This is a genomic window from Agromyces tardus, assembly GCF_003710805.1.
GTDB lineage: Bacteria > Actinomycetota > Actinomycetes > Actinomycetales > Microbacteriaceae > Agromyces > Agromyces tardus.
This window is the reverse complement of sequence record NZ_RHHB01000029.1, coordinates 1-23,471: the sequence shown is the minus strand read 5'-3', so window position 1 is coordinate 23,471 and position 23,471 is coordinate 1. Positions and strand designations below refer to the sequence as shown.

Below are 23,471 nucleotides of genomic sequence, written 5' to 3'. Positions count from 1 at the left end.
CGCGGCGGCGACGGGCTCAGTCGGCCGGCACCAGCCGGATCGTCGTCGCCACGACCTGCGGCCCGACGACCGTGCCCACGATGTTCGCCCCGTAGCGGTCGTACTTCGCGTGGTAGGCCGCGTCGATCGCGGCGTGCGCGTCGGCGGCGGGCTCCGCGAAGGTGACGTCGCGCTCGACCCCGCCGGCCCGGATGCGTCCGCTCCCGCTCCGCCGCGCGCGCACGAACCACGGGTTGCCGGGGCCGTACGCGGAGCGCACGTACAGGTCGTCGCCGGCGCGCACGATCCAGATGGTCACGTACGGTCGCAACGATCCGTCGGTGCGCCGCGACGCGATCTTCAGTTCGGTCGCCCCGCCGATGCGGGTGAGTTCGTCGGTGGTCCACGTGGTCATGGCCGGTCCTCTCGCTGGGTCGATTCTGGCGGGCGCAGGTCCAGGCGGCAATGGCCCGACCGCCCGTCGCGGCGGCTCCCGGTCGTCGAGGCGGCGACGCTGCGGGGCCCGGGCGGACCTCGAGTCAACGCCGCTCGCGTGCGATGAGGGAGTGCCTGTCGTTCCGTGTACCGGCAGGTCCTCCCTCTCGCACCGGGGTCGGCGTACCGTGTGCTGCATGGACCAACGCGCAGAGATCCGCGACTTCCTGCGGTCGCGCAGGGCCAGGATCAGCCCCGAGCAGGTGAACCTCGCCGGCGGCGGTGGCGGCCACCGCCGGGTGCCCGGCCTCCGGCGCGAGGAGGTGGCGATGCTCGCGGGCGTGAGCGTCGACTACTACGCGCGCCTCGAGCGCGGCAACCTGAACGGCGTCTCCGACGAGGTGCTCGGCTCGATCGCGCGCACGCTGCAGCTCGACGAGGCCGAGACCGCGCACCTCTTCGACCTCGCCCGCGCCCTGCGCACGACGCTCTCGCCACGCCGCCGGCCGACGCTCACGCAGCACGTTCGCCCGGGCCTGCAGCGACTGCTCGACGGATGGATCGGCGTGCCCGCGTGGGTGCGCGACGAGCACATGGACGTGCTCGCCACGAACCAGCTCGGGCGCGCGCTCTACTCGGAGCTCTTCGCGAGCGCCGAGCCAGGGCGCCCCGCCAACAACGCCCGGTTCGTCTTCCTCGATCCGCGCTCGCGCGACTTCTACCCCGAGTGGGAGCAGGGCGCGAACGACCTCGTCGCCATCCTTCGCGGCACGGCCGGTCGCAACCCGCACGACCGGCGGCTCATGGAGCTCATCGGCGAGCTCTCCACGCGCAGCGAGGAGTTCCGCACCAAGTGGGCGAACCACAACGTGCGCTTCCACCGCACCGGCGTGAAGCACCTGCACCACCCGGTGGTCGGCGACCTCGAGCTCGCCTACGAGGCCATGGAGCTGCCCGCCGATCCGGGGCTCACCATGTTCGCCTACACGGCCGAGCCGGCTTCGCCGAGCGAGGAGCGACTGCAGTTGCTGGCGAGCTGGGCCGCGACATCGGCATCCGAGCAGGCGGATGCCGCGGCGGCATCCCGTCAGGCGAGCGGAGCGTAGGGGTACTCGGCCGAGCGCCCCTGGAACTGCAGGATCGCCTCGTTGCGGATGCGGCCGCCCTCGATCTCGGTCGCGCGGCGGATGGTGTCGGATGCCGCCCACGCCTCCGGGCCCTCCATCACCGTGCGGAGGAATGGCAGGAGTGCCTCGCTGATCTCCCACGTGGCCGAGTTCCACAGGTACGACGGGCTGTGGTCGACCGCGTAGTAGTTCGTGGAGTCGCCGACCGTGAACATGGGGTCGGCGAACGACGTGGGCCGTGCCCATTCGAATCCCATGCCCGCGTCGATCGACACGTCGACGATGAGGCTGCCGGGGCGGAACGCCCCGAGGTCCTCGGTGCGGAGGTAGGTGAGCGGCGCGTTCGGGTCCTGCAGGGTGCAGTTGACCACGATGTCGTGCGCGGCGAGGAAGGGCGCGAGCGCGACCGGTCCGTCGTCGGTGTTCACCGTGCTCGCGAACGGGGCCTCGGGGTCGTGCTCGAACCGGATGATGTCGATCGACGGGATGGGCGAGCCCACGGCGGCCGTGTCGCGGTTGGTGAGCACGCGCACGTCGTGGATGCCGTGGGCGTTGAGCACGGTGACCGCGCCGCGCGCCGTGGCGCCGAAGCCGATCACGACGGCGTTGAGCCGCCGCCCGTAGTCGCCCGTGGAGCCGCACAGCTGCAGGGCGTGCAGCACCGAGCAGTATCCGGCGATCTCGTTGTTCTTGTGGAAGACGTGCAGCCCGAACCCGCCGTCGGCCTTCCAGTGGTTCATGGCCTCCCAGGCGATGAGCGTGAGGCCCTTGTCGATGGCGTGCTGCGTCATGGCCCGGTCCTGCACGCAGTGCGGCCAGCCCCAGAGCACCTGCCCGTCACGCAGCTCGGCGAGGTCGGATGCGAGGGGCTTCGGCAGCGTGATCACGTCGGCCTCGGCGATGATCTGCTCGCGCGAGGCGACCGCGCCGACCAGTTCAGCGAGCTGCGCGTCGGACACGCCGAAGCGCTCACCGTAGCCGTGCTCGAGCATGAGGTTCGCGCGCAGGTCGTCGTCGATGCGCTCGAGGTGCGACGGATGCAGCGGCAGGCGCCGCTCGTCGGGCTTGCGCGACGTGGCCATCATGCCGAGTCGGAGGAGGGACGGGGTGGTCGTGCTCATGGTGACCTCCGGCCGCCGTCTGTCGAACCGGCGTCCTTCCCCGAGCGTACGACACAGGGGTGACCGGCGGTCCACGTACTGGCAGGGCCTCCCTCGGCGCGCGCACCGCGCGTAGCGTCGGCCTCGAGCAAGGAAGGCACGGTATCCCCATGCACTACACACGACTCGGAAGTTCGGGCCTGAAGGTCAGCCGCATCGCCCTCGGCTGCATGAGCTTCGGCGACACCTCGCGCGGCTTCAACGAGTGGGCGCTCGACGACGAGGGCGGCGAGCCGATCTTCCGGCAGGCCGTCGAGCTCGGCATCACGTTCTGGGACACCGCGAACGTGTACGGCTACGGCACCTCGGAGGAGATCGTCGGTCGCGCCATCACGAGGTACAGCCGTCGCGAGGACGTCGTGCTCGCCACCAAGGTGCGCTTCCCGATGCACGACGGCCCCGGCGGCTCGGGCCTGTCGCGCAAGGCGATCATGGAGCAGGTGGATGCCTCGCTCACGCGCCTCGGCACCGACTACGTCGACCTCTACCAGATCCATCGGTTCGACCCGCAGGTGCCGGTCGAGGAGACGATGGAGGCGCTGCACGACGTCGTGAAGGCGGGCAAGGCGCGGTATCTCGGCGCCTCGGCCATGCACGCCTGGCAGTTCTCGAAGCTGCAGTACACCGCGGCGGCCCACGGCTGGACCCGGTTCGTGTCGATGCAGGACCAGTACAGCCTCATGTACCGCGAGGAGGAGCGTGAGATGTTCGGCCTGCTCGCCGACCAGGGCGTGGGCAGCATCCCCTACAGCCCGCTCGCGAAGGGTCGCGTCGCCCGCCCGTGGGGAGGCGCGACGCAGCGCTCGTCGAACGATCCCGTGGCAGACCGCAGCTTCAGCGACGCCGACAAGCCCGTCGCCGATGCCGTCGAGCGGGTCGCCGCGGCGCGCGGCATCCCGATGGCGCAGGTCGCCCTCGCCTGGGTGCTGAAGAACCCGGTCGTCAGCGCGCCGATCGTCGGCGCGACGAAGCCCCATCACCTGCCGGATGCCGCGGCCGCACTCGACGTGCACCTCACCGACGACGAAGTGGCGGCGCTCGAGTCGGCCTACACGGTGCGGGAGACCACGGGGTACTGAGCGCGGCGGCTTGCGCCGACCCGCGCCGTGCGCTCAGCGGCCGTCGCGGCCAGTGGGCCAGGTCTTCCCGGCCCACGGGTCGTAGTCGGCCTCGAGCTCGCCCTGCTCGGGCCGCTCGGCCTCGGGCACGTGCTGCAGGTTCACGCGCACGCGGTACCAGAGCGAGCTCGAACCGCGCATGCCGTCGACGAGCACGTCGGCGGGGGTGAGGGCGGCCACGACCTCGGGATGCTTCGCCTTCCACCGTTCGAGCGCTTCGAGCGCCTCGGGCTTCGTCTCGGTGCGGGCGATCTCGATGAGCGGCATCGTCGACAGCCGGCGGCCTCCGCCCCCGTCGCCGCCCTTGCCGCGCGGTGCCTTCTCGGCCGGCCCGAGCTCGTCGGCGAGCCGCAGCAGGCCGTCGAGGCTGCCCGCCGCGTCGTCGATGCCGGCGTGCGGGTCGCCGAGTTCGGCGTAGCGGCGCGGCACGGATGCCACGGTGAACTGCTCGGGGCGGCATCCGCGCACCTCGGCCCAGTCGAGCGGCGTCGACACCCGCGCGTCGGGCAGCGGACGGATCGAATAGGCGGATGCCACGGTGCGGTCCTTCGCGTTCTGGTTGAAGTCGACGAACACGCTCTCGCCGCGTTCCTCCTTCCACCAGCGCGCGGTCGCGAGTCCGGGCGCCCGCCGTTCGACCTCGCGGGCGAGCGACTCGGCGGCGAGGCGCACCTCGGGGTAGCTCCAGCGCGGCTCGATGCGCACGAGCAGGTGCATGCCCCGCGAGCCCGAGGTCTTGGGCCACCCGACGAGCCCGTGGTCGGTGAGCACGTCGCGGGCGATCATCGCGACGTCGACGATCTGCGACCAGTCCACCCCCGGCATCGGGTCGAGGTCGACGCGCAGCTCGTCGGGATGGTCGAGGTCCTCGGCGCGCACGGGGTGCGGGTTGAGGTCGATGCAGCCGAGGTTCACGACCCAGGCGAGGCCCGCGGCATCCCGGATCACCGTCTCTTCGGCGGAGGTGCCCGACGCGTACCGCAGCGTGGCGGTGTCGATGAAGTCGGGGTGGTTCTCGGGCACGCGCTTCTGGAAGAAGGCCTCCTTCTCGATGCCCTTCACGAAGCGCTTGAGCACCATCGGCCGGCCGCCGGCACCCCGGAGCGCGCCGTCGGCGACGTCGAGGTAGTAGCGCACGAGGTCGAGCTTGGTGAGGCCGGGCTGCGGGAAGACGACCTTGTCGGGATGGCTCACCCGGACCTCGTGGCCGTCGACCTCGAGGACCTCGGCATCGCGTGCGGCGCTCACGGTGCGGCGCTCACGACAGCGGCTCGATGAGGGTGGGATCGCCCGGGTCGACGGTGCGCGAGTTGTTGACCCGCCGGTCGACCTCGTAGTTGGTGATGGTCGATGCGACCTTCTCGGACTCCGCGTCGAGCAGGGCGACCATGTGCTGCTTGCCGGCGTCGTCGAGCTTGACGGGGGCGAGGTACTCGTCCCACGCGTCGCGGTCGAGGAACACGGGCATGCGGTCGTGCACCTCGCCCGAGGCATCCCGCGCTTCACGGGTGATGATCGACATCGACACCTCCCACTCGTCGTCGACCTTGCGCGCGGTGTAGATGCCGGCCGCGGCGAGCAGCGGCTGCTCGCCGTGCAGGAAGAACGCCTGCTTGTGACCGGGCTCGCCCGTCCACTCGTAGTAGCCGCGCATCGGCACGAGGCAGCGGGACGACGCGAACGCGCCCTTCCAGAGCCCGTTCGTGGAGACGGTCTCGATGCGCGTGTTGAACTGCGGCCGCTTCGAGTCCTTCATGAACGAGGGATGGAAGTTCCACACGGCCGGATCGACCGAGCGCACGATCTCGCCGGTCTCCTTGTTCTGCCGCTCGCGCACGATCGGCACGACCTCGGTGGGGGCGATCGAGTACTGCGGCCTCCAGTCGCGGTAGTCACCGCCCTGCGCCACGAACTCCTGGATCAGCTCGTCGACCTTGGCGTCGTTCGCGAAGCGTCCGCACATGTTCCCAGTCTCCACCCGGCCGCCGACAGTGCGGCGGGATCGCCCGGCGACTCCGGCACCCGGATGCCGCTGGGCCCTACTCCAGGCCCTCCGCCTCGGCTTCGCGGCGGTCCTCCGCAGCCCGCTCGCGCGCGACCTCCTCGTTGTTGGCCTCCTCCTCCTCGGCGAGGGCGCGGGCGCGCGACGGGTCCATGTCGTAGCCGAGGGGTTCTTCGAGCGGGTCGACGAAATCGGTCATGATCGGGGTTCCTTCCGGTGTCCTCCTCCCGACCGTACTCCGGGGCCGCGGCGGGCGACAGGCCTTGCGTCCCGTGGGCGCACCGGATGCGCGACGAGGCGCGCCGCGACACCGGCTCGTCCGGTCAGCCCGTCAGCGCGAGCGGCAGCACCTCGGCGTTCGGCAGCGACGCGAGGAACGCCCCGCTCACGAGCAGCTTCGACCCGCGGATGCCGCTCCCGACGATGAGGCGCTCATGGCCCGCGACCGACCGGTCGACGAGGATCGGCCAGTCCGCGGGCAGCCCGACGGGCGTGATGCCGCCGTACTCCATGCCCGTCAGTTCGACGGCCGCATCCATGGGCGCGAACGAGAGCTTGCGCGCCTCGAGGTGGCGGCGCACCACGCCGTTCACGTCGGCGCGATCGGACCCGCGCACGAGGCATGCGGCGTACCACGTGCGCTCGCCGCGGCGGGCCTGCACGATCACGCAGTTGGCGCCGTCGGCCATCGAGATCTCGTAGTGCTCGCAGAAGGCGGCGGTGTCGGCGAGCGCCGGGTCGATCGCCGACACGAGCACGCCCGCGGCATCCGCCGGTTCGCTGGCGCCGAGTGCAGCGGCGGTCGCCGCCGCGAGCAGCTCGGGCGAGTCGAGGGCCTGCGTGAAGTCGAGGGTTCCGAAGCGCATGGTGGTCAGCGTACGACGGATGCCGCGCGGTGCCGCAGCGCCGCTACGGCACCCGCTCGGCCCGCGGCATCCGCTCGCACAGGTGAAGCCCCCGAGAGATCGAGGGCCTCAGCTGCTGCCGGCGGTTCGGGCCGCCGGGCTCGGGGCGGCCGGGTCAGGACGAGGTGTCGCCGGTCGCGATCTCGATCTTGCGGGGCGACGCGACGGCCTTGTAGGGGACGGTGACACGGAGGACCCCGCCGGAGAACTTCGCCTGCACGGCCTCCTCATCGGCCTGCTCGGGGAGGGCGATGCGGCGGTAGTAGCTGCTGCTGCTCTCGCGCACGACGTACTTCTTGCCCTTGTCCTCCTCCTTCTCGTGGCGCTCGGCCTGGATCACCAGAGCGCCCTGGTCGACGTCCACGTCGATGTCGGACTCCGAGAATCCGGGCAGGTGCGCCTCGACGGTGAGCTTCGAGTCGTCCTCGGTGTAGATGTCGGTGGTCGGCATCGACCGGCGAGACGAACGGAGCCAGTCGTCGGAGAAGAGCTGCTTCTGCAGCGCCGAGAGTTCTGCGAACGGGTCGAACCGGACCAGATTGCGTGCCATGACGGTCTCCTTCCTGTGCATTCCCGCATGGGCTTCGACGCGAGCGACGGTACGCTCGGCGCCCACGCGACGACGGGGCAGAAGGTCCCCCGACCCGAGGTTTCCTCAGTCGATTCTCAGTCGGCGGATGCCTCGGCGTCGCTGCGGTGACGACCGGTGCCCACCGAGGCCAGCGCGGCGCCGATCGTCGCGAGGGAGCGGGCGACGCCCGTGAGGATGTCGGGCGTGCGGCCGTCGGGGCCGGCTTCCGGAACCGCGAAGGTCGGCTCGTCGAACACCACGTGCGCGGGATCGGCGATCGAGTCCGCCATCGGCGCGCTCACGCGCACGCCCACGATGTCGACCGTGGGCACGTGAGCTGGCACGGCTGCGGGCCCGGGCGCGTCCGCGTCGTCTGCAGCGCCCCCGGTGTCGTCGGCCTCGGCCGCGAGCGCCTCGTTCACGCCGTCGGCGATGAGCCGGCCCTGCTCGTCGCCGAGCAGCAGGCGCGCACCGTCGAACACCACGATCACGTCGTGCGGCGCGTCCCGCAGTACCTCGATCGCGGTGCGGGGGCTCCCGGATGCCACAGCGTCGGGTGTCAGGTCGCCGCCGGGCTCGAGCGTGGATCCCTCGGCGACGTCGACCACGGTCGTCACGACCGCACCGATCCGCTCACGACGGGAGAGCACCTCGCCGAGCGGGTCGTCGAGCGAGCGGCGCACCCACGCGACGCCGGCGTCGTGGGCGAGCCGCTCGGCGGGGGACGGCTCGTCGGACTCTGGATCGGCGCCGTCGGCCGCCGACGAGATCAGCTCGACCGGCCGCTCCAGGCGTTGGGCGAGGCCCGCCGCGAGGATCTCCTCATACCCGGATGACGCGTCGCCGGCGCTCAGCGCGACCACCGGACCCTCGGGCAGCTCGCCGTCGGCCAGCACCAGCATGGGCACGATGACCCGTCCGCCCCGAGTGAGGCCCGAGACACCCAGGAGCGCGCAGCGCATCCAGTCCCCGGGGTCGTCGGGCGGTCCGGTCACGACGATCGTCATCGCGTCCGACGCGCCGAGTTCCACGGCGTGGCCCAGGCCGCGGCGGTCGCGCGGGTCTGGCGCGGCACTCGACGCGGCCGCGTCGCGCGACCCGGCAGCATCCGCCGCCGCGGTGCCGGTCGCATCCGGCGAGGTCGCGGCATCCGACTCAGTCACCGGGGCGTGCGCGTGACGCGAGCGACGCCGCGCGGCTCCGACGGAGTGCGCGGCCGCCTGCCGGAGCAGGGCGCCGCCGTGGGCGTGCACGGTCGCGGGAATGCCCGCCTCGACGAACTGGGCGGCGAGGTCGCTCTCGCTCGTCGGGGCGACCACCGCGACCGACGTGGCGAAGGGCAGCAGCCGGGGCACCGTGTCGGCCGGAAGCGTCCCGTCGTCGATCACGACGAACGGCAGCCCAGCGAATCGCGTCATGAGCGTTCCCCCTCGCCCGTACCCGTCTGCTTCGAGGATACCCGTGGGGGATCCTCCCGCCGGTCGAGTCGGCGCGAAGCGCCGTATCGAGACCCTCGGGCTCCGCCGGTCGAGTAGGCGCGAAGCGCCGTATCGAGACCCTCGGGCTCCGCCGGTCGAGTAGGCGCGAAGCGCCGTATCGAGACCCTCGGGCTCCGCCGGTCGAGTAGGCGCGAAGCGCCGTATCGAGACCCTCGTCGACGGGGTCTCGATACGCGCTGCGCGCTACTCGACCGGCGGGGTGGGTCTCGATACGCTTCGCGCTACTCGACCGGCGGGCGGGTCTCGATACGCGCTGCGCGCTACTCGACCGGCGGGGTGGGTCTCGATACGCTTCGCGCTACTCGACCGGCGGGCGGGTCTCGATACGCGCTTCGCGCTACTCGACCGGCGGGCGGGTCAGCCGCGCGGCAGCGCCAGGATGCGCTCGAACGCGTCGTCGGCCACGGGGTCGACGAGCTGCAGGTCGGGGTGTGCGTCGTAGAAGGCGATGATCTCCCGCGCGCCCTCGTCGAACGTGATCGTCGTGGCGAACTCGGGCACGAGCGCCTTCACCTTCGCGTTGTCGAACACCATCGAGTGCGACTTGTCGCCGAGCAGGCCCGGTCCCCACTCGGGGTGCACGGCCGCGATGGTGTCGGATGCCACGTGCACGAACTCGGCATCGGGCGCGCCCGCGGCATCCGCCAGCCAGCCGTAGACCTGGTTCCAGGTCGGAGCGTGGTCGCCCGTGATGTGGAAGGTGTCGCCGACGGCGAACGGGTTGCCGAGCAGGCCCACGAACGCGACCGCGAAGTCGGTGTGGTGCGTGATGGTCCAGAGGCTCGTGCCGTCGCCGTGCACCACCACGGGCTTGCCGGCGCGCATGCGGGCGATGTCGGTCCAGCCGCCGGTCGTCGGCAGCAGCGTGCGGTCGTAGGTGTGCGACGGGCGCACGATCGTGGCCGGGAAGCCCCGCTCGCGCAGCGCCCCGATGAGCAGGTCCTCGCAGGCGATCTTGTCGCGCGAGTACTGCCAGAACGGGTTCACGAGCGGCGTCGACTCGGTGACCGGCAGCCGGCTCGGCGGGGTCTGGTACGCGGACGCCGAGCTGATGAAGACGTACTGGCCGATGCGGCCCTCGAGCAACTCGAGGTCGGTGCGCACGTGCTCGGGCGTGAAGGCGAGGAACTCGCACACCACGTCGAACTCCTGCGGGCTGCCCGTGCCGTGGCCGAGCGCCGCACGCACCGAGTCGGGCTCGCGGATGTCGGCGACGATCGTGCGCACCTCGTCGGGCAGCGGGCGGATCGACGATGACGCGCCGCGGTTGAGCACGCTCACCTCGTGCCCCTGCGCGACGGCGCGCGCCACGCACGCCGAGCTGATGACGCCACTGCCGCCGATGAAGAGGATGCGCTTGCCGGTCATCGCCCCAGCCTGACACCCGAGCGCGGATGCCGCGACCCCCGCCGGTCGAGCAGGCGCGCCAGCGCCGTATCGAGACCCGTCGGACGAGATCTCGATACGCGCTTCGCGCTACTCGATCGACGGACCTACGCGGTTGTGATCTCGATACGCGCTTCGCGCTACTCGATCGACGGATCCCTCAGTCGAGCGGCTGCAGCAGCGCCGGATCGCCCGCGCGGAACCGCGACAGGACGCCGGACCAGAGGCGTCCGTCGATGAAGAGGCACGCTGCGGCGCCGAAGAGGATGTCGGCGGCGAGATCGGGTTCCTCCTCCGCGAGTGCGCCGGCGAGGTCGTGCGTCGCGAGGTGTTCGAGCCCGGCGTCGGCGCGGGCGTGCTCGTCGAAGTACGCGATCACGTCGTCGCCGAGCCCGAGCCGCCGCATCCCGTTCGCGCACGCGCCGACGGGCAGCGACCACGTGGACTCGTAGGCCGCGAGATGGCCCACGCTCGCCCCTCGTAGCCGCCGTTGCAGGCCGAACAGCGACATCACGTTCGCGGAGGTGTAGACGGCGGTGGGCACGTGGTCGGCGTAGGCGCCGTACCGGTCGTCGAGGCCCGCGCCGCGCAGGCAGCGGGCGAACGTCGTGGCGTGCATCCGCCCCGGCTGGCCACCCCCGTACCGCTCGGACTGGATCTCGACGAGCGCCGACTTGGCTGCGCCGTGCAGCCGCGGGATCGTCCAGCTGTGGGCGTCGGCCTCGTGCAGGGCGGAGATCGAGCGGCACGCCAGCACCTCGCGCACCTGGTCGACTGTCGCGTCGTGCTCGATGAACGCCCCGAGCCGTGGTGGCTCGGCGCGCGCGATGAGGTCGGCGAGTGCCGAGGGCACGTCGTGGTCCGGTTCGCTGTGGGGCACGGCGTTGCGGAGCGCCAGTTCGAAGGCGCGCTCGAGCGACTGGCGCGCGGCGAGCAGCTTGGGCTCCCACTCCCACGAGTCGGGAACCTCCTCGATCCCGCCGTAGTGGAGTTCGTAGAGCAGGAAGAGCGAGAGCTGCAGGTCGGCGTCGGTGAGCGCATCGGCGGTGCGCGCGAGCAGGCCGGTGGCCGCGGCATCCACGTGGTCGAGGGTCGCGAGCCGGCGGCGCATCAGGAGCCGGAGCAGTGCTGCGCTGAGCGGGCCGCGCGGGGCGGGCGGCGCCATCGGGCGCCACGGGCTCAGTCCCGCGGCCGGCACGGCCGTCGGAGTCGTCGCGTCGGCGTTCGCCGTCGTCGGCGTCCGCCTGTCGAGGGACCCGTCGGTCCCGGTGAGCGTCACACGTCCTCCTGGATGATCGTGTGCCCACGTTAGGAGCGCAGGCCACCGCCCGACAGGGGCTTGAGTCCCCCCTGCTCGTGGAGTAGGCGCGCAGCGTCCCTGCCGGTCGAGTAGGCGCGCAGCGCCGTATCGAGACCTTCGTGGGTCGAGTAGGCGCGCAGCGCCGTATCGAGACCGCCGGCGGGGTGGGTCTCGATACGCGCTTCGCGCTACTCGACCGGCGGGGTGGGTCTCGATACGCGCTTCGCGCTACTCGACCGGCGGGGTGGGTCTCGATACGCGCTTCGCGCTGCTCGACCGGCGGGGTGGGTCTCGATACGCGTTTCGCGCTACTCGACCGGCGGCTGCTCAGGCGAGCGCGTCGAGCGCCCGCTCCAGGTCGCGCGCGAGGTCGTCGACGTGCTCGAGCCCCACCGAGAGGCGCACGAGCCCCTCGGGGATCGTCTCGGCCTCCGCGGGCCAGCGCCGGCGCCGCTCGAGCGTCGACTCCACCCCGCCGAGGCTCGTCGCGTGCACCCACACGCGCGTGGAGTCCGCGAAGCGCTCGACCTCCTCGACGCTGCCGCGCACGACGATCGAGATGATCGTGCCGAAGCCAGGGTACCGCACCTCCTCGATGCGCGGATGCCCCTCGAGCCGAGTCACGAGCGCCTGCGCCGTCGCCTGCGCGCGCTCGAGGCGCACGGGCAGGGTGCGCAGTCCGCGCAGCGCGAGGAACGACTCGAGCGGGGCCGGAATGGCGCCGTTCAGGCTGCGCCGGGCGACGATGCGGGCGCGCAGCTCGTCGTCGGCGGCGACGACGGCGCCCATGACCACGTCGCTGTGCCCCGAGATGGCCTTCGTCGCCGAGTGCACCGAGAAGTGCGCCCCGACCTCGAGCGGGCGCTGCAGCAACGGGGTCGCGAATGTGTTGTCGACCGCGAAGAGGGCTCCGGCGTCGCGCGCGGCGCGGCCGATCGCGGTGAGGTCGGCGACCTCGAGTGCCGGGTTGGTGGGCGACTCGATCCAGACGAGGTCGGCGCCGGCCGCGGCATCCGCGATGCCCTGCGTGTCGCGCACGTCGATGAAGCGCACGGTCACGCCCCGGCTCGCGGCGAGGTCGTTCAGCTGGCCGATGGTGCCGGTGTAGGAGTGACGCGGGGCCACGACCACCCCGCCCGTGGGCACGAGGTCGAACACGGCCGCGATCGCCGCGATGCCCGACGCGAACGACACGCACCGGCCGCCCTCGAGGGCGCCGAGCGCCTCCTCGAAGGCGTCCCACGAAGGGTTGCCGTAGCGGCCGTAGGCCACGGGGCCGCCCGCGACGAACGTCGACGCGAGATGCACGGGCGTGCTGAGCGGCGCGTCGGGCGTGCGCGGCGGCCGCCCCGCGTGCACGGCGATCGTCTCGCGGTGCAGGGTCTCGTGCGCGGATGCCGCGTGCTCGGCGTTCGACATGTGGTGCTCCTCGGCTCGGGGGACTGCGGGCGGTTCCGCTGCGCTGCGGCGGTGCCCACCCTCGATCCTCCCCGATCCGGGACGCGCAGTCGGCGGCATGGCGCACACTGGTGTGGTGACTGCGGACGCGAGCCTCACCTGGCACCCACCGCACGAGACCGACCTGCACCAGACGATCGGCCCGCTGCGGCGCGGCCCGGGCGACCCCACGTTCCTCGTCGACGCGGGCGGGGCGGTCTGGCGCACGACCCGCACCGAGGCGGGAACGGCCACCGTGCGCATCGCGCGGCGTCCCGACGGCGGGTTCCGCTGCGACGCGTGGGGTGAGGGGGCGGATGCCGCCGCGCACAGCGCGCCCGCCATGCTCGGCGCCGACGACGACGCGGCGACGTTCGTGCCCGGCATCCCCGAGCTCGCCGACGCGCACCGCCGCAACCCCGGCCTCCGCGTGCCGCGCACGGGGCGCGTCTTCGAGGCGCTCGTGCCCGCGGTGCTCGAGCAGAAGGTCATCACCTTGCAGGCGCACGCCTCGTGGCGGCGGCTCGTGCTGCGCTTCGGCGAGCCCGCGCCCGGGCCCACGCCGAGGCCGATGCGCGTCGTGCCCTCGCCCGGGGGCTGGCGGTCGATCCCGTCGTGGGAGTGGCACCGAGCGGGCGTCGATCCGCGACGCGCGGCCACCGTGCAGCGGGTCGCGGCGTCCGCGTCCCGCATCGACGAAGCGGCGGGCATGGGTCGGGCGGATGCCATGGCCCGCCTCACCCACTTCGCCGGGGTGGGCGCGTGGACCGCCGCCGAGGTCGCCCAGCGCGCGCTCGGCGACGCCGACGCCGTCTCGGTCGGCGACTACCATCTCGCGAACTACGTCGGTCACGCCCTGCACGGCCGCGACATGACCGACGACGAGATGCTCGAGGCGCTCGCGCCGTGGGCCGGGCACCGCTACCGGGTCATCCGGTTGCTGATGGCGGCCGGGGCGCGGGGGCGGCCGCGCCGGGGCCCGCGCATGGCGTTCGTCGACCACCGCGCGATCTGATCGGCCGCCGCTCACGGCGCGGGGAGCACCGGCACCACGACGCCATCGGAGACGTTCAGCTCGACGGACACCAGGCCGGGCAGCTTCGAGGAGAGCAGGCTCCGCAGGCCGGCGACCTGCGGCACGTCGCCGTCGGGCGACTCCACGGCGACCCGCGCGGTCAGGTTGTCCCACTCGATGCCCTGGAACTCGCCCTCGAAGTCGTCGCCGAGCCACTCGGTCGTCGCCGACGAGATGTCGGCCGTCCACTGCGCCTTCACCAGCACGAGGAGCGTGTTGAACGCGAGCGGCAGCAGCATCACCACGGTGAGCACGGCGACGATCGCGTAGGCCCTGGCCCGGCGCGCGGGCAGGGCATCCGGGTCCCGGGTGTACCCGGCGAGCGTGAACACCGCGCTGCCCGCGATGATCATCGCCACGACGTTCGAGAAGAACAGCAGGAAGGCGCCGAACGCGAGGTTCCACTGGCCCTGCCCGGCGCAGACGCCCACGACCGCGAGCGGCGGCACGAGCGAGATCGCGATCGCGACGCCGGGCAGCACCGCGCTGAGGTCGCGGCGGCACATCGCGAAGGCGCCCGCGACGCCGGTCGCGAGCGCGGCGACGAGGTCCATGAGCGTGGGCGAGGTACGGCCGGCGACCTGCGAGTTCGACGCGAGGTCGCCCGGATCGACCACCGCGAACGAGAAGAGCGCGCCGATCGCGACGACCGCCGCGAGGCCGCCGGCGACCCAGAGCGTCGAGCGCGCGACCAGCCCGCCCCGGCCCGTCACGATGCCGATCGCGATGCCGAGGATCGGCGTGCCGAGGGGGGCGATGATCATCGCGCCGATCACCGTGGCCGTCGAGTCGGTGATCACGCCGGCCGTGGCGATCACGGCCGAGAGCAGCAGCATGATCCCGAAGCCGCTGCGCTTCGGGATCCGCTCGCCCGAGTCGAGGTCGAGCTGGTCGAGCAGGGCCTTCGCCGGGTTGCGCTTCTCGGACGGCAGCAGGATCTGCGTCATCGTGGTCACGTGGGCATGATCGCACCCGGCGGCCCGAGCGGGCGGATGCCGCGCGGGTACCATCGACCCCGTGACCACGCCGACCCGGCCCCCCGGCCTGCTGCTCCGATGACCGCCATCGGCGCCGAGCGCCGGGCGCGGCTGCACCGCCGCGTGCGCTTCATCGTGGGCATCACGATCGCCTACAACGTGATCGAGGCGATCGTGGCGATCACTGCGGGGTCGATCGCCTCGTCGGCGGCACTGATCGGCTTCGGGCTCGACTCCGTCGTGGAGGTGCTCTCGGCGGCGGCCGTGGCGTGGCAGTTCACGCGGAAGGACCCTGAGCGCTGGGAGCGACCCACCGTGCGGGCGATCGCCATCGCGTTCTTCGCGCTCGCCGCCTACGTGACGGTCGACGCGATCCTCACCCTCAGCGGCGCGCAGGCCGTCGAGCAGAGCCCGCTCGGCATCGCGATCGCGACGCTGAGCCTCATCGTCATGCCGCTGCTGGCGTGGTTCGAGTTCCGCACCGGCCGCGAGCTGGGCTCCCGCAGCGTGGTGGCCGACTCGAAGCAGCTGCTGCTCTGCGCCTACCTCTCGGGCACGGTGCTGCTCGGCCTGCTCCTCAACGCGCTGTTCGGCTGGATGTGGGCGGACTCCGTCGCGGCCCTCGTGGTCGCCGCGCTCGCGGTGCGCGAGGGCGTCGAGGCGTGGCGGGGCGACGTCGAGTCGCCGCTCGAGGTGCTCGGCGACCTCGACGACGCCGGCTGACGCGGCGCGCGGCCGTCGGTCAGCCGTCGGTCAGGCGCCGGTCAGCCGCCGAGCAGCGCGTCGAGGCTCGGGTGCAGGTGGCGGGTCGTCAGCACGGATGCCGCGTGGCGCGCGCCCGCGGCGAGGGCCTCGTCGAGCGCGGCCCCCTCGAGCGTCGCGTGCAGCACGCCGGCCATGAACGCGTCACCCGCGCCGTTCGTGTCGAGCACGTCGACGGGGACCGCGGCGACCTCGTGCACCGACATCCGCTCGCCGTCGGCCGTGCCGTCGCCGGGCGCGCCCCCGGCCCCCGCGCCCCCCGCGGCGACCGCGACGGCGCCGCGTGCGCCGAGCGTGCACACCGCGAGCGACGCGCCCTCCTCGACGCAGTGCCGCAGGAACGGGACCGGGTCGTCGCCGATGCGGTCGGCGTTCATGAAGATCACGTCGGCGGCCTCGAGGAACGGCCTGTGGAACTCCGACTCGCCGTCGAAGTCGTGCAGGTCGGTCCAGATCGGCCGGCCGCACGCACGCGCGTCGGGCAGCAGCCGGCGCGAGCGCGGCGAGAGGTCCATGACGATCACGGCGGCGTCCTCCATGGCGGCCTCGATGCGGCCGTCGTCGGGTCCCGGCTCGTCGTCGGGGGTGGAGAGGTAGAGCGACACCCGCTCGCCGACGGGCGTCATCAGGTTGAGGTGCCGCTCGGTCACCCTGCCCTCGACCACGTCGAGCTCGAGGCCCGGGACGCGGCCGAGCACGTCGCGCAGGCGCTCGCCGTCGGCATCCGACCCGATGAGCGTGAAGAGCTCGACCTCGCGGCCGAGGCCAGCGAGTCCCAGTGCCTTGCCCGCCGACGTGCCGCCCACGGTCTCGTGGTCGCCGAGCGCGAACTGCATGTGCGGCACCGGCTCGGGCAGGTGCTCGAGCAGCACGATGCGGTTCCACGATGCCGGTCCCGAGATGACCACCTTGCCGCTCACGTACGCCTCCGTTCGGGCCGCGGCCGTCGCGGTCCGCGTCCATCCTGCCCCGGATGCCGCGGGTGTGGTGTGATGACCGGGTGGCGACGATCGAGGTCGAACCCCGAGGACTCACCGCGGCCGAGGTCGCGGAGCGCGTCGCGCGCGGCGAATCGAACGTGTTCGAGAGCCCCACGAGCCGCAGCGTGTGGAGCATCGTGCGCGCCAACGTCTTCACGCTCTTCAACGCGATCGTGCTCGGCTGCTTCCTCGTGCTGCTCGTGATCGGGCGGTGGCAGGACTCCCTCTTCGGCTTCGCCGCGATCTTCAACATGGTCATCGGATCGGTGCAGGAGTACCGGGCGAAGCGCTCGCTCGACAAGCTCGCGCTGATCCACGCGCCGCACGCGCGCGTGCTCCGCGACGACGCGGAGCAGGAGGTCGCGCTCGCCGCGGTGGTGCGCGACGACGTGCTCGTGCTGCGCGCCGGCGACCAGGTCGCGGCCGACGGGCTGGTCGCGGCATCCGATCGCCTGCAGGTCGACGAGTCGATGCTCACGGGCGAATCCGATCCCGTCGACAAGGTGATCGGCGACGAGGTGCTCTCGGGGTCGATCGTGATCGGCGGCAGCGGCACCGCCGTGGTCGCGCGGGTCGGCGCGGACTCGTTCGCGAACAGGCTCTCGAGCGAGGCCAAGCAGTTCTCGCTCGTCGCCTCGGAGCTGCGACGATCGATCGACCGGGTGCTGCGCTGGGTCGCGTGGATCATCGGACCGGTGGGCCTGCTCGTGCTCAACGCGCAGATGGTGAACGCCGGGGGCTGGCCGTCGGCGATCGAGACGGGCGCCTGGCAGGACGCCGTCGTGCGCACGGTCGCGTCGGTCGTGGCGATGGTGCCGCTCGGTCTCGTGCTCATGACGAGCATCGCGTTCGCGGTGGGCGCCGTGAAGCTCTCGCGACGGAACGTGCTCGTGCAGGAGCTCGCCGCCGTCGAAGTGCTCGCACGGGTCGACCTCATCTGCCTCGACAAGACCGGAACGCTCACCGAGGGCGAGATCGTCTTCGACGCGGCGCACGACGTGGGCGCCGAGCCGGCCGGGTTCCACGACGTGCTCGCCTGGTACGGCACCGAGCCCGAGGCGAACGCCACCGCGCGATGCCTTGCGGCGCCGTTTCCCGTGGGGCGCGAGCTCGAGCCGGCGGCGCGCATCCCGTTCTCGTCGGCGCGCAAGTGGAGCGCGGTCGCGTTCGACGGGCTCGGCACCTGGGTGCTCGGCGGGCCCGAGATGGTGTTCGCGGCATCCGCCTACGGGTCGGAGGGGCGCGGTGCCGACCTGCCGCTCGCGGCGACTCCGCGGGCACCGGATGCCGCGCCCGACGCCGTGCTCGCCCGAGCCGCCGAGCTCGCCGCCACCGGCCGCCGCACGCTCGTGCTGGCGCACAGCCCGCACCTCATGACCGAGGAGGACGCCGACGTGGAGCGGCTGCCCGCCGGGCTCGTCCCGGTGGCGCTGCTGACGTTCCGCGAGCAGGTGCGCGGCGACGCCCGTGAGACGCTCGCGTACTTCGCCGAGCAGGACGTGGCGGTGCGGATCATCTCGGGTGACAACCCGCAGACGGTCGCCGCGATCGCCCGGGAGGTGGGCCTCGACGCCGACGAGGGATTCGACGCGCGCGAGCTGCCCGTCGACTCGGCCGAGCTCGGCCGGGTGCTCGACGAGCACGTCGTGTTCGGCCGCGTCACGCCCGACCAGAAGCGCGCGATCGTCACGGCGCTGCAGGAGCGCGGGCACGTCGTCGCGATGACCGGCGACGGCGTCAACGACGCGCTCGCCATCAAGCAGGCCGACATCGGCATCGCCATGGAGTCGGGATCGCCCGCCACGAAGGCCGTGGCGCGCGTCGTGCTGCTCGACGGGAGGTTCGCGAACCTGCCGGGCGTCGTCGCCGAGGGACGCCAGGTGATCGCCAACATCGAGCGCGTCTCGATGCTGTTCTTCACGAAGACCGCCTACGCCACGCTGCTCGCCGTGCTCTTCGGCATCATGCTGCTCGAGTTCCCGTTCCTGCCGCGGCAGCTGTCGCTCACCGACGGGCTCACGATCGGCATCCCCGCGTTCTTCCTCGCGCTCATGCCGAACCTGCGCCGCTACCTTCCCGGGTTCCTGCACCGCTCGCTCACGTTCGCCCTCCCCGCGGGCATCGTGATCGGGCTCTCGCTCACCGCCTACAGCCGCATCGTCGACGGGCTCGGCATCGGCCAGCAGGAGCTGCGCACGGGGTCGACGCTCATCCTCGGGATCGTGGGCCTGTGGGTGCTCACGGTGCTGTCGCGCCCCATCGACGGCTGGAAGATCCTCATCGTCGGGTCGATGATGATCGGGCTCGTGCTCTCGTTCCTGGTGCCGTTCGTGGCGGACTTCCTCGAGTTCGTGCCCCTGTCGTTGCCGACGGCGCTGCTCGTGCTCGCGACCGCCGTCGTCGCGATCGCCGGCATCGAGATCGTGCGGTTCGTGCACCGACGCATCGTGGCGCGCGATCAGGCCTCGCGGATCACTCCTGCCCCGGACGCCGCCGCAGTTCCGCCTCGCGGAAGAACGCGCCCGACCGGCCCGCCCACAGCGCGATGAGCACGAGCCCCGCGACGACGACGACGGCGAGCCGCCACCAGAGGGCGGTCGGCGTGACGAAGACGTCGATCACGGCGATGAGCGCCGAGAGCCCCACCGCGATCGACGCGAGCACGCGCGCATCGTGGCGGCCGCGCGTGAGCCCCGACGCCACGGCGATCACGAACAGCCCGGCCAGGATCATGACAGCGCCCCAGATCGTGACCACCGTCTGGTCCCCTTCGCGCTGCACGTCGGGCAGGTAGCGCAGGAAGATGAGCACCACGCCGGCGACGATGTCGACGACGCCCACGATGTAGGCGAGCACCACGACGAGCACCACCCGCACGGGCGGCCGGGGCGCATCGCTGGGGCTCCTCACCCGCCGACCGTACCCGGTCGCCGAACCGCTCCGCTACGCTGAGCCTCCGGTCCGCCCGAACCCGTCATCCCGCGAAGGAGCCCGCATGCCCCGGTTCGACCTGCCCGCCGACGAACTCCGCACGTACCGGCCCGAGGTCGCCGAACCGGTCGACTTCGACGCGTTCTGGCAGTCGACGCTCGCCGAGTCCCGTGCCGTCGCCGAGCCGCCCCGGCTCACGCGGGTCGACTCGCCGCTCTCGCTCGTCGAGGTCTACGACGTCGAGTTCTCGGGCTACGCGGGCGACCCGGTGCGGGGCTGGTTCCTCGTGCCGGCGGATGCCGCGGGGCCGCTGCCCACGGTCGTCGAGTACAACGGCTACGGCGGCGGGCGGGGCCTGCCGCACGAGCGGCTGCAGTGGGCGGCATCCGGGTACGCCCATTTCTTCATGGACACCCGCGGACAGGGCAGCGCGTGGGGGACCGGCGGCAGCACGCCCGACCCGCACGGGACGGGCGCCTCGTTCCCCGGCTTCATGACCCGCGGCATCGACGACCCCGCCGACTACTACTACCGCCGCGTCTTCACCGATGCGGTGCTGGCCGTCGACGCGGTGCGCTCGCTCGACGTCGTCGATGCGTCGCGCGTGGCCGTGACCGGCGGCAGCCAGGGCGGCGGCATCGCCATCGCCGCGGCCGGTCTCGTGGAGGGGCTCGTGGGCGCGATGCCCGACGTGCCGTTCCTCAGCCACTTCGAGCGGGCGGTGGGCCTCACCGACCGCGACCCCTACAACGAGATCGTGCGCTACCTCGCGGTGCACCGCGACGCCGCCGAGACGGTCTTCTCGACGCTCGCCTACTTCGACGGCATCCACTTCTCGAAGCGCGCGACGGCGCCCTCGCTCGTCTCGGTGGCGCTCATGGACCCGATCTGCCCGCCGTCGACGGTCTACGCCGCGGCGAACCACCACGGCGTCGGCGCCGAGGTCGTGGAGTACGCGTTCAACGAGCACGAAGGCGGGCAGGGCCTGCACTGGCAGCGCCAGGCCGCGTGGCTCGCGGCGCGGCTCGCGGGCTGACGACTACGCCGCGGGCGGCGGGATCTCGCCCGACCCGCGCTGCACGAGCCGCGTCGGGATCACGACCTGGCGGGTGAAGCCCGTGGGGTCGTCGAGCCGTTCGAGGGTGAGCCGCGCGGCGGCGCGGCCGAGCTCCATCGTGTCGTAGGCGACGACCGAGATGCCGAGCATGTCGGCGAGTTCGAAGTCGTCGAAGCCGATGAGCGCCACGTCGCCGCCGCGCTCGCGCAGCACGCGCATCGCGCCCGTGGTCGCGCGGTTGTTGCCCGTGACGATCGCGGTGGGCGGATCGTCGCTCTCGAGCAGGGAGCGCACGGCCTCCTCGGCGGTGATCGACGGGTCGTTGTCGAGCCGCTCCCACCGGGCGGTGTCGGTGACCCCGACCTCGCGCAGTGCCTCCCGGTAGCCGGTGAGGCGCTCGTGCAGCGTGTACATCTCCGACGGGTTGCTCACGAACCCGATGCGGCGGTGCCCGATCGCCGTGAGCGACCGCACGGCCTCGGCCATGCCGCTGCGGTTGTCGAGCACGACGGCGTCGGCGACGAGGTCGCGCGCGGGTCGGTCGACGCTGATGACGGGCATGCCGAGCTGGCGCTCGCCCTCGAGGTAGGACTGGTCGTCGGAGATCGGGATGAGCAGCAGCGCCCGCACCCGCTGCGCGATGAGCGCGTCGACCACGACCGATTCGCTGTCGGGCGAGTCGTCGGTCGTCGCGAGGATCATCGTGAGCCCGCGCTCGGCGAGCTCGCGCTCGATGCCCGCGGCCACGTGGAAGTAGAACGGGTTGCGGATGTCGCCGATGACGAACGCGACCGTGTTCGTGACGCCGCCGCTGCGGAGGCTGCGGGCGAGCGTGTTCGGGCGGAATCGGAGCCGCTTCGCCGCCGAGAGCACCGCCTCGCGCGTGGTGGGGGAGACGCTCGCGGCTCCGCCGTAGACGCGCGACACCGTCTTCGAGCTCACTCCCGCGAGGCGCGCGACGTCTTCGAGGGTGGCCCGGGTCTGGGTGGTCATCGGTTGCTCCGATCTCGTCGCGGGCGCGGCATCCGCCTATGACAGCGTAGGACATTTCCCGGACATCGGGAAGGCAGGTCATCGGCAACGCAGGAATGAAATGCCTGATGAAAGCCAGAACCATGCCGTCATGGACTCGTCGGACACGTCGAGACAACGCTGACATCCCGGCTTGACGACGGCGCGACCACGCTCATACGCTGGCCCGCGAACACCGCACCAGGAGATCCCGAAGACGTGAAGTCGCGGTCGTGTTCCAGCGGATCAACGGTGATACCGAACAGGAGAAGGAACCATGGCAACCAGACTCATCGGCGGCATCGCGCTCGCCGCGACCTCCGCGATGCTGCTCGCGGGCTGCGCCGGCGGCGGCGACTCGGGCGATCCCGACGCGATCGCCGGCGACATCACCGTGCTCACCCAGCGCACCGACATCGTCGACACCGTCTTCCAGGACTACAAGGCCGAGTTCGAGAAGCAGTACCCCGACGTGAACGTCACGTTCGAGGCGATCACCGACTACGAGGGCGAAGTCGCGACGCGCATGAACACCGACGACTACGGCGACGTGCTGCTCATTCCGAACACGATCACGAAGGACCAGCTCGCCACCTACTTCGAGCCGCTCGGCACCGTCGACGAGCTCAAGGAGCAGTACCGCTTCGTCGACGAGCAGTCCTACGACGGCCAGGCCTACGGCGTCGCCATCACCGGCAACGCGTCGGGCATCGTCGTGAACAAGAAGGTCTTCGAGGCGGCGGGCGTCACCGAGGCGCCCACGACGCCCGCCGAGTTCCTCGACGCCCTGCAGGCGATCAAGGACGACACCGACGCCATCCCGCTCTACACGAACTACAAGGACGGCTGGCCGCTGTCGCAGTGGGAGGGCAACCAGGGCACGCCCACCGCGAACCCGGATGCGCCGATCCACTACACCGAGATCGACGACCCCTGGTCGAAGGGCGAGGACCACTACCTCATCGACTCGCTCCTGTTCGACGCCGTGCACGAGGGCCTCACCGAGGAGGACCCGCTGACCACCAACTGGGAGGAGTCGAAGGGACTCCTCGGCAGCGGCAAGGTCGGTGCGATGGTGCTCGGCTCGTGGGCCGTCGTGCAGATGCAGCAGGCCGCGGAGGACGCGGGCGGGTCGGCCGACGACATCGGCTACTGGCCGTTCCCGAACCAGGTCGACGGCGCGTTCCACTCGACCATCTCGGGCGACTACAAGAACGCCGTCAACATCCACTCCGAGCACAAGGCCGCCGCGCGTGCCTGGATCGACTGGTTCGCGAACGAGTCGGGCTACGCCGAGGACCAGGGCGGCATCGCACCGACCCTCGACGGCCCCACGCCGGCGACCCTCGCGGACTTCGACACGCTCGGGGTCGAGTACGTCGAGCTGACGCCCGCCCCGGCCGGCAAGGAGAGTCTGCTGACCGACATCTTCAATACCGCCGAGATCGACCTGTGGGGCAACCTGTACCGCCAGAAGCTCGTGGACATCGCCCGCGGTGCCGCCGACGGCGACAAGGACTCCTACTTCGCCGAGCTCAACTCGAAGTGGGCCGACGCCCGCGCCGAGGTCGAGGGCTGATCGAGGAGGCGGGGGCGACCCCGGAGGACCGACATGTCCAACCTGACTGAGACCGAGGGCACGCCCCCGCCCGCCGCCCTCGCGGCATCCGACCCGCTGGCAGCCGAGCTGCGGCGAGCGGATGCCGCGGGCCGCCCGCCACGCGTCTCGCGCACCCGGCGGGCCCGCCCCGCCGCCGGG

At 72.2% G+C, this 23,471-nt stretch carries 22 protein-coding genes; 7 read left to right on the top strand and 15 right to left on the bottom strand.

The window, feature by feature from the left end:
• Nucleotides 1–16: 16 nt before the first annotated feature.
• Nucleotides 17–394: a DUF2255 family protein gene (locus tag EDM22_RS13260; RefSeq protein ID WP_122937563.1), complete on the bottom strand. Its 378-nt coding sequence runs from the start codon at nt 392–394 to the stop codon at nt 17–19.
• Nucleotides 395–611: 217 nt separating this feature from the next.
• Here EDM22_RS13260 and EDM22_RS13255 point away from each other — a divergent pair, with 217 nt between their 5' ends.
• Nucleotides 612–1,520 carry a helix-turn-helix transcriptional regulator gene (locus EDM22_RS13255; RefSeq protein ID WP_122937562.1) on the top strand — a complete coding sequence of 303 codons (909 nt, stop codon included), beginning with the start codon at nt 612–614 and terminating at the stop codon, nt 1,518–1,520.
• On the opposite strand, the gene EDM22_RS13250 is transcribed toward EDM22_RS13255, so the two are convergent.
• Nucleotides 1,502–2,662: a N(5)-(carboxyethyl)ornithine synthase gene (locus EDM22_RS13250; protein ID WP_122937561.1), complete on the bottom strand. Its 1,161-nt coding sequence runs from the start codon at nt 2,660–2,662 to the stop codon at nt 1,502–1,504. The genes EDM22_RS13255 and EDM22_RS13250 overlap by 19 nt on opposite strands.
• A 149-nt stretch (nt 2,663–2,811) precedes the next feature.
• Here EDM22_RS13250 and EDM22_RS13245 point away from each other — a divergent pair, with 149 nt between their 5' ends.
• Nucleotides 2,812–3,780 carry an aldo/keto reductase gene (locus EDM22_RS13245; protein WP_122937560.1) on the top strand — a complete coding sequence of 323 codons (969 nt, stop codon included), beginning with the start codon at nt 2,812–2,814 and terminating at the stop codon, nt 3,778–3,780.
• Nucleotides 3,781–3,813: 33 nt separating this feature from the next.
• Here EDM22_RS13245 and ligD read toward each other — a convergent pair whose 3' ends face one another.
• The 9 genes from ligD to EDM22_RS13205 form a co-directional block, all read right to left on the bottom strand.
• Entirely contained in the window at nt 3,814–5,067 is a 1,254-nt protein-coding gene (gene ligD, locus EDM22_RS13240; protein ID WP_122937559.1) for a non-homologous end-joining DNA ligase, read from the bottom strand.
• 10 nt (nt 5,068–5,077) lie between these two features.
• Nucleotides 5,078–5,782, bottom strand: a complete 705-nt coding sequence (locus tag EDM22_RS13235; RefSeq protein ID WP_122937558.1) for an SOS response-associated peptidase — start codon at nt 5,780–5,782, stop codon at nt 5,078–5,080.
• A gap of 76 nt (nt 5,783–5,858) precedes the next feature.
• Nucleotides 5,859–6,020 (bottom strand): hypothetical protein, encoded by a 162-nt coding sequence (locus EDM22_RS19625; RefSeq protein ID WP_170964131.1) that lies wholly within the window; start codon nt 6,018–6,020, stop codon nt 5,859–5,861.
• Nucleotides 6,021–6,144: 124 nt separating this feature from the next.
• Entirely contained in the window at nt 6,145–6,687 is a 543-nt protein-coding gene (locus EDM22_RS13230; RefSeq protein ID WP_122937557.1) for a YbaK/EbsC family protein, read from the bottom strand.
• A 154-nt stretch (nt 6,688–6,841) separates the two neighbouring features.
• The gene (locus EDM22_RS13225; protein WP_122937556.1) at nt 6,842–7,276 is read right to left on the bottom strand and encodes an Hsp20/alpha crystallin family protein; all 435 of its coding nucleotides are present in this window, start codon (nt 7,274–7,276) and stop codon (nt 6,842–6,844) included.
• Nucleotides 7,277–7,392: 116 nt separating this feature from the next.
• Nucleotides 7,393–8,715 carry a hypothetical protein gene (locus EDM22_RS13220; RefSeq protein WP_122937555.1) on the bottom strand — a complete coding sequence of 441 codons (1,323 nt, stop codon included), beginning with the start codon at nt 8,713–8,715 and terminating at the stop codon, nt 7,393–7,395.
• Nucleotides 8,716–9,153: 438 nt separating this feature from the next.
• Nucleotides 9,154–10,164, bottom strand: coding sequence for an SDR family oxidoreductase (locus EDM22_RS13215; protein WP_122937554.1), 1,011 nt, complete (start codon nt 10,162–10,164; stop codon nt 9,154–9,156).
• 178 nt (nt 10,165–10,342) lie between these two features.
• Nucleotides 10,343–11,461: an iron-containing redox enzyme family protein gene (locus EDM22_RS13210; RefSeq protein WP_245989367.1), complete on the bottom strand. Its 1,119-nt coding sequence runs from the start codon at nt 11,459–11,461 to the stop codon at nt 10,343–10,345.
• Between the two features lie 348 nt (nt 11,462–11,809).
• Complete coding sequence (locus tag EDM22_RS13205) at nt 11,810–12,901, bottom strand: trans-sulfuration enzyme family protein (protein ID WP_122937553.1); 1,092 nt, start codon at nt 12,899–12,901, stop codon at nt 11,810–11,812.
• A 115-nt stretch (nt 12,902–13,016) separates the two neighbouring features.
• On the opposite strand from EDM22_RS13205, the gene EDM22_RS13200 reads away from it, so the two are divergent.
• On the top strand, nt 13,017–13,934 hold the full coding sequence (locus EDM22_RS13200; RefSeq protein ID WP_245989365.1) for a DNA-3-methyladenine glycosylase family protein: 918 nt from the start codon (nt 13,017–13,019) through the stop codon (nt 13,932–13,934).
• Between the two features lie 11 nt (nt 13,935–13,945).
• On the opposite strand, the gene EDM22_RS13195 is transcribed toward EDM22_RS13200, so the two are convergent.
• Entirely contained in the window at nt 13,946–14,941 is a 996-nt protein-coding gene (locus EDM22_RS13195) for a TIGR00341 family protein (protein ID WP_245989373.1), read from the bottom strand.
• A gap of 108 nt (nt 14,942–15,049) precedes the next feature.
• On the opposite strand from EDM22_RS13195, the gene EDM22_RS13190 reads away from it, so the two are divergent.
• Nucleotides 15,050–15,694: a cation efflux transmembrane domain-containing protein gene (locus EDM22_RS13190; protein WP_122937551.1), complete on the top strand. Its 645-nt coding sequence runs from the start codon at nt 15,050–15,052 to the stop codon at nt 15,692–15,694.
• 41 nt (nt 15,695–15,735) lie between these two features.
• Here EDM22_RS13190 and EDM22_RS13185 read toward each other — a convergent pair whose 3' ends face one another.
• Nucleotides 15,736–16,653, bottom strand: a complete 918-nt coding sequence (locus EDM22_RS13185; RefSeq protein ID WP_245989363.1) for a carbohydrate kinase family protein — start codon at nt 16,651–16,653, stop codon at nt 15,736–15,738.
• A gap of 53 nt (nt 16,654–16,706) precedes the next feature.
• Here EDM22_RS13185 and EDM22_RS13180 point away from each other — a divergent pair, with 53 nt between their 5' ends.
• Nucleotides 16,707–19,262, top strand: coding sequence for an HAD-IC family P-type ATPase (locus EDM22_RS13180; protein ID WP_122937550.1), 2,556 nt, complete (start codon nt 16,707–16,709; stop codon nt 19,260–19,262).
• Here EDM22_RS13180 and EDM22_RS13175 read toward each other — a convergent pair.
• A complete protein-coding gene (locus tag EDM22_RS13175; protein WP_138708087.1) occupies nt 19,186–19,623 on the bottom strand; it encodes a DUF7144 family membrane protein in 438 nt (145 codons plus the stop codon). The genes EDM22_RS13180 and EDM22_RS13175 overlap by 77 nt on opposite strands.
• A gap of 85 nt (nt 19,624–19,708) precedes the next feature.
• Between EDM22_RS13175 and EDM22_RS13170 the strand changes: the two genes are divergently transcribed.
• Nucleotides 19,709–20,680, top strand: coding sequence for an acetylxylan esterase (locus tag EDM22_RS13170; protein ID WP_122937548.1), 972 nt, complete (start codon nt 19,709–19,711; stop codon nt 20,678–20,680).
• Nucleotides 20,681–20,683: 3 nt separating this feature from the next.
• On the opposite strand, the gene EDM22_RS13165 is transcribed toward EDM22_RS13170, so the two are convergent.
• Entirely contained in the window at nt 20,684–21,694 is a 1,011-nt protein-coding gene (locus EDM22_RS13165) for a LacI family DNA-binding transcriptional regulator (RefSeq protein ID WP_122937547.1), read from the bottom strand.
• A gap of 295 nt (nt 21,695–21,989) precedes the next feature.
• On the opposite strand from EDM22_RS13165, the gene EDM22_RS13160 reads away from it, so the two are divergent.
• The gene (locus EDM22_RS13160; RefSeq protein ID WP_122937546.1) at nt 21,990–23,291 is read left to right on the top strand and encodes an ABC transporter substrate-binding protein; all 1,302 of its coding nucleotides are present in this window, start codon (nt 21,990–21,992) and stop codon (nt 23,289–23,291) included.
• Nucleotides 23,292–23,471 lie beyond the last annotated feature (180 nt).

What these genes read in the sequence shown, in the direction of transcription:
- EDM22_RS13260 (WP_122937563.1), bottom strand. Translation starts at nt 394, where the DNA reads ATGACCACGTGGACCACCGACGAACTCACCCGCATCGGCGGGGCGACC.
- EDM22_RS13255 (WP_122937562.1), top strand. Translation starts at nt 612, where the DNA reads ATGGACCAACGCGCAGAGATCCGCGACTTCCTGCGGTCGCGCAGGGCC.
- EDM22_RS13250 (WP_122937561.1), bottom strand. Translation starts at nt 2,662, where the DNA reads ATGAGCACGACCACCCCGTCCCTCCTCCGACTCGGCATGATGGCCACG.
- EDM22_RS13245 (WP_122937560.1), top strand. Translation starts at nt 2,812, where the DNA reads ATGCACTACACACGACTCGGAAGTTCGGGCCTGAAGGTCAGCCGCATC.
- EDM22_RS13235 (WP_122937558.1), bottom strand. Translation starts at nt 5,782, where the DNA reads ATGTGCGGACGCTTCGCGAACGACGCCAAGGTCGACGAGCTGATCCAG.
- EDM22_RS19625 (WP_170964131.1), bottom strand. Translation starts at nt 6,020, where the DNA reads ATGACCGATTTCGTCGACCCGCTCGAAGAACCCCTCGGCTACGACATG.
- EDM22_RS13230 (WP_122937557.1), bottom strand. Translation starts at nt 6,687, where the DNA reads ATGCGCTTCGGAACCCTCGACTTCACGCAGGCCCTCGACTCGCCCGAG.
- EDM22_RS13225 (WP_122937556.1), bottom strand. Translation starts at nt 7,276, where the DNA reads ATGGCACGCAATCTGGTCCGGTTCGACCCGTTCGCAGAACTCTCGGCG.
- EDM22_RS13220 (WP_122937555.1), bottom strand. Translation starts at nt 8,715, where the DNA reads ATGACGCGATTCGCTGGGCTGCCGTTCGTCGTGATCGACGACGGGACG.
- EDM22_RS13215 (WP_122937554.1), bottom strand. Translation starts at nt 10,164, where the DNA reads ATGACCGGCAAGCGCATCCTCTTCATCGGCGGCAGTGGCGTCATCAGC.
- EDM22_RS13205 (WP_122937553.1), bottom strand. Translation starts at nt 12,901, where the DNA reads ATGTCGAACGCCGAGCACGCGGCATCCGCGCACGAGACCCTGCACCGC.
- EDM22_RS13195 (WP_245989373.1), bottom strand. Translation starts at nt 14,941, where the DNA reads ATGACGCAGATCCTGCTGCCGTCCGAGAAGCGCAACCCGGCGAAGGCC.
- EDM22_RS13190 (WP_122937551.1), top strand. Translation starts at nt 15,050, where the DNA reads ATGACCGCCATCGGCGCCGAGCGCCGGGCGCGGCTGCACCGCCGCGTG.
- EDM22_RS13180 (WP_122937550.1), top strand. Translation starts at nt 16,707, where the DNA reads ATGCCGCGGGTGTGGTGTGATGACCGGGTGGCGACGATCGAGGTCGAA.
- EDM22_RS13170 (WP_122937548.1), top strand. Translation starts at nt 19,709, where the DNA reads ATGCCCCGGTTCGACCTGCCCGCCGACGAACTCCGCACGTACCGGCCC.
- EDM22_RS13165 (WP_122937547.1), bottom strand. Translation starts at nt 21,694, where the DNA reads ATGACCACCCAGACCCGGGCCACCCTCGAAGACGTCGCGCGCCTCGCG.
- EDM22_RS13160 (WP_122937546.1), top strand. Translation starts at nt 21,990, where the DNA reads ATGGCAACCAGACTCATCGGCGGCATCGCGCTCGCCGCGACCTCCGCG.